2 protein-coding genes are annotated in these 3,356 nt (G+C 63.0%); one reads left to right on the forward strand and one right to left on the reverse strand.

Going from position 1 to position 3,356, the window contains the following annotated elements:
• The coding region (locus tag ACE3Q3_RS16070) for a DEAD/DEAH box helicase family protein (RefSeq protein WP_374447783.1) at positions 1-2,436 on the reverse strand (2,436 nt) is incomplete at its 3' end.
• Between the two features lie 590 nt (positions 2,437-3,026).
• Here ACE3Q3_RS16070 and ACE3Q3_RS16075 point away from each other — a divergent pair.
• The coding region (locus ACE3Q3_RS16075) for an MmcQ/YjbR family DNA-binding protein (RefSeq protein ID WP_374447785.1) at positions 3,027-3,356 on the forward strand (330 nt) is incomplete at its 3' end.

Below are 3,356 nucleotides of genomic sequence, written 5' to 3' on the forward strand. Positions count from 1 at the left end.
TCGTCCCAGTCCGGCCTTCAGTGCCTCGTATTCCGAGCGCGGACCGTCAGAATCCAGCGCCTTGAGAAACTCGATTAGTTGTAGGTCGAAATTCAGGAAGCAACCGGGCGGCAACGCGAAGCGCCCCGCCTCCAGGTTGCGCGCAAAAGCCGCGAGTTGGCGAAAACTTCCACCGGTCTGTGCGAGCAGCTGCGGCTTGTGTAGAAAACTCCGATGGTTGCCAATAAAGTCAAGCACCACCAGTTTTTCCTTGCCTTCGGCACGCCGCAGGCCGCGCCCCATTTGCTGCAGAAATAGGATCTTGGATTCGGTCGGGCGTAGCATCAGCACGGTGTCGATGGCGGGCAGATCGACGCCTTCGTTGAACAGATCGACGGAGAAGAGAACCTCCAGCCGCCCGCTCGAAAGCTGCTCCAGAGCTGCCCCGCGCCCGAGTTCCGAGCCGGCATAGACGGCAGCCGCCTGCACACCATGACGGCGGAACTGGTCCGCCATATACTCCGCATGCTTGATTGAGACACAAAATGCCAGCGTGCGGGTCTGTCGGCGTGTGCGCCACTTCGCCAGTGCGTGCCGGGCACGGGCCAATGTGGCAAGTTTGTTGGTCAACTGTTCTGGATCGAATTTGCCGTTGCGCCAGGGAATTTCTCGATAGTCCACCGTCTCATCCCAGATTCCATAATATTCGAACGGGGCGAGTAGTCCGGAGGAAACACCGTCAAAAAGAGTACGGCTAAAGACGAGATTGTCGTCACACAGCGACAGAATGTCCGACTGATCGGATCGGTCCGGCGTCGCCGTCAAACCCAGCAAGAACTGAGGTACGAAGTGCGCGAGCAAGCGGCGATACGTGGGCGCCGCAGCATGATGGAATTCATCTACGACTATGTAATCGAAATGCTCGGGCGGAAAGCGTTCAAGATGGCGATTGTGCCCAAGGGTCTGTACCGAGGCGCACAGCACATCGACCGCTTCGACACGCTGTCTGCCAGTATACAAGCCAATCGCCGTCTGCGGGCGAATCCGCAGGAAAGTGGCCGCCGCCTGGTGCAGAATCTCCTCGCGATGCGCGATGAAAAGTACGCGCTTGGCGCCCAGTCGCGTGGCATCGAAGGCAGCGAGCCATGTCTTGCCCAGGCCAGTCGCCAGTACCACCAATCCACGGCGAAAGCCCTGCGCGCGGGTGGCCGCCAATGCGTCCAATGCCTCGGCCTGAATTTGTGATGGCTCGGGCGGCGGTTCCCGTTCGTCGGACCCCGGCACGACGGGCCGTGTGAGGGTGACGCGACGCTGTTCGTAGCTTCTGATCCAGCCGTCGGTCAGACACAGAGTGCGAGGATCGCGAAAAAGTTCCTCAAAGCGAGCGCGCGCTTCCAGAAAGCCTGGATCGGCAGGGTAATCAATTCGGTAGTTCCACTCCAACCCGTCAGTCAGCGCTATCCGGCTGATGTTGCTGGAACCAATGAACGCGGTGCCGAGGAAGTTGCCATGAGGACCGAAGCGGGCGAACAGGTATGCTTTGAGGTGGAAGCTATCGCTCCCCGCCTCGAACACCCGCACGTGCGCTCCCTGCTCCTGTAGCAGCAGAAGCAGGCGCAAAGCGTCCGGATCGGTGACGCCGAGATAGTCGCTGGTCAGCACCCTCAACCGCGCTGGTGGTCGGTCGCGTGGCTCGCCGTGGCCGAGCGCAGTGTGCAAGTCTTCCAACAGCAGGCGCAGCCCGGTGGTCTTGATGAACGCGACAGCAAGTTCGATCTCGGCCGCCTGAGCGATTGCGGCGGAGAGTTGCGGCAGGAATGGATTGGACTGCTCGCCGGTGATGAGCCTGACGGCATTGACGGGGCTTCGGCGGACGATCGCATTGAGCCAGACATCCGTTCGATCTGCCCGGACATCTTGGCTAGTCCAAAGATCGGCTGGAAGACTACCGGGAAGTTTGGCGAGCCAAGTGCGCAATCGCCCTTCCGTGGCATCGGTGAAGTGCCGACCGTCCTTGTGGCGCTCTCCCCCGCCTTCTTTGAAACTGAGGTAGAAGGCGCCGGACGGCTTTAGTGCAGCCCATAAGCGCGCGACCGCTCCCGGAATCTGCGCCTCGGGCAAGTGCAGAAGACTGGCGCAAGCCCAAATGCCGTCGAAGATCGGCGGCTGTTCAAACTGCTCAAAGCGGAGCACCTCAACGTCCTGACCGATCAATGCTGCCGCGAGTGTCGCTAGCTTGCGCGAGGCATCGAACGCGCGGACGCGGTAGCCGCGGCTGAGAAACGCTTTGGAATCGCGTCCCGAGCCGCAGCCGGCATCGAGCACCAGGCCTCCGGCAGGCACACACGCCAGAAACCGATCATGTAGGGCAGACATCTCTGCTTCGACCGTCGCGGCTGCAAACGCATCCGCGTGTTCGTCATAGTAGGCGACGGTATCAATCGGAGCCGCCGTCATGGCGCAAAGGCGGGGGTGTCGACGGAAATGGACCGGCCTCCGTTCGTATGGAGCGGGAAGTCGGCTGACAGGTCCACTCTGATCGGCGGGATCACGGCGATCCTATCGGCTGGTAGGTCTGCCGCCTTCCACATGGTGAGCCCGGTCCGCGGGCGGCGCCGGCATCGAGCGCGCGACGTGCCTTCTCGGAAAGGTTGCGGATGGTGGTGGCGGCCATGATGGCGGATTCCCGTGTATCGACTGCGCCGACATCAGAATGGCCAACTTTGTTGCATTCTTGAAGCGCGGCGGCACCCCACATTCTCCTCGCGCGCAAGCGCCGTCGCGGGGGGCGGCCGCCACCTCTCACGCTCCCCGACCTCACGACCCGCTGCGATGGCCCGCCCGCAAGTGGCCGACCGCATCGACGAACTGGTCGCCCGAATCGGGGCCAGTGCGGCAGGCGCTGCCTGCTTCGGGGGCGCTTTCGCGGACCCGGTCCGGCAGAGGTCGTCCATAGAATTGCGTAAGGGGCGGCTGGTCACGGTGGATCGCGGGCGGGCGTTGCCGCATCCTGGGCCGGCCGGACCGGCGACGAGGAGGCGATCGTCATGACCTACGAGGAGTTCAACGCCTTCTGCGGGGGGCTGCCGGCTACGACCCACGTGGTGCAGTGGGGCGGGTCCCACGTCTGGAAGGTCGGCGGCAAGGTCTTCGCGATCGGCGGCTGGCAGGACGAGGAGGCGAGCTTCACGTTCAAGGTCGGCGATGTCGCCTTCGAGGTGCTGGGCGCGCAGCCGGGGCTGCGCCCGGCACCGTATCTGGCCTCGCGCGGGCTGAAATGGATCCAGCATTTCGCCAAGCCCGGCCTGTCGGATGCCGAGCTGCGCGACTATATCCGCCAGTCGCATGCGATCGTCTCCCGGGGGCTGTCGAAGAAG

The sequence above is a fragment of the Allostella sp. genome (assembly GCF_041913585.1).
Classification (GTDB): Bacteria; Pseudomonadota; Alphaproteobacteria; order ATCC43930; family Allostellaceae; genus Allostella.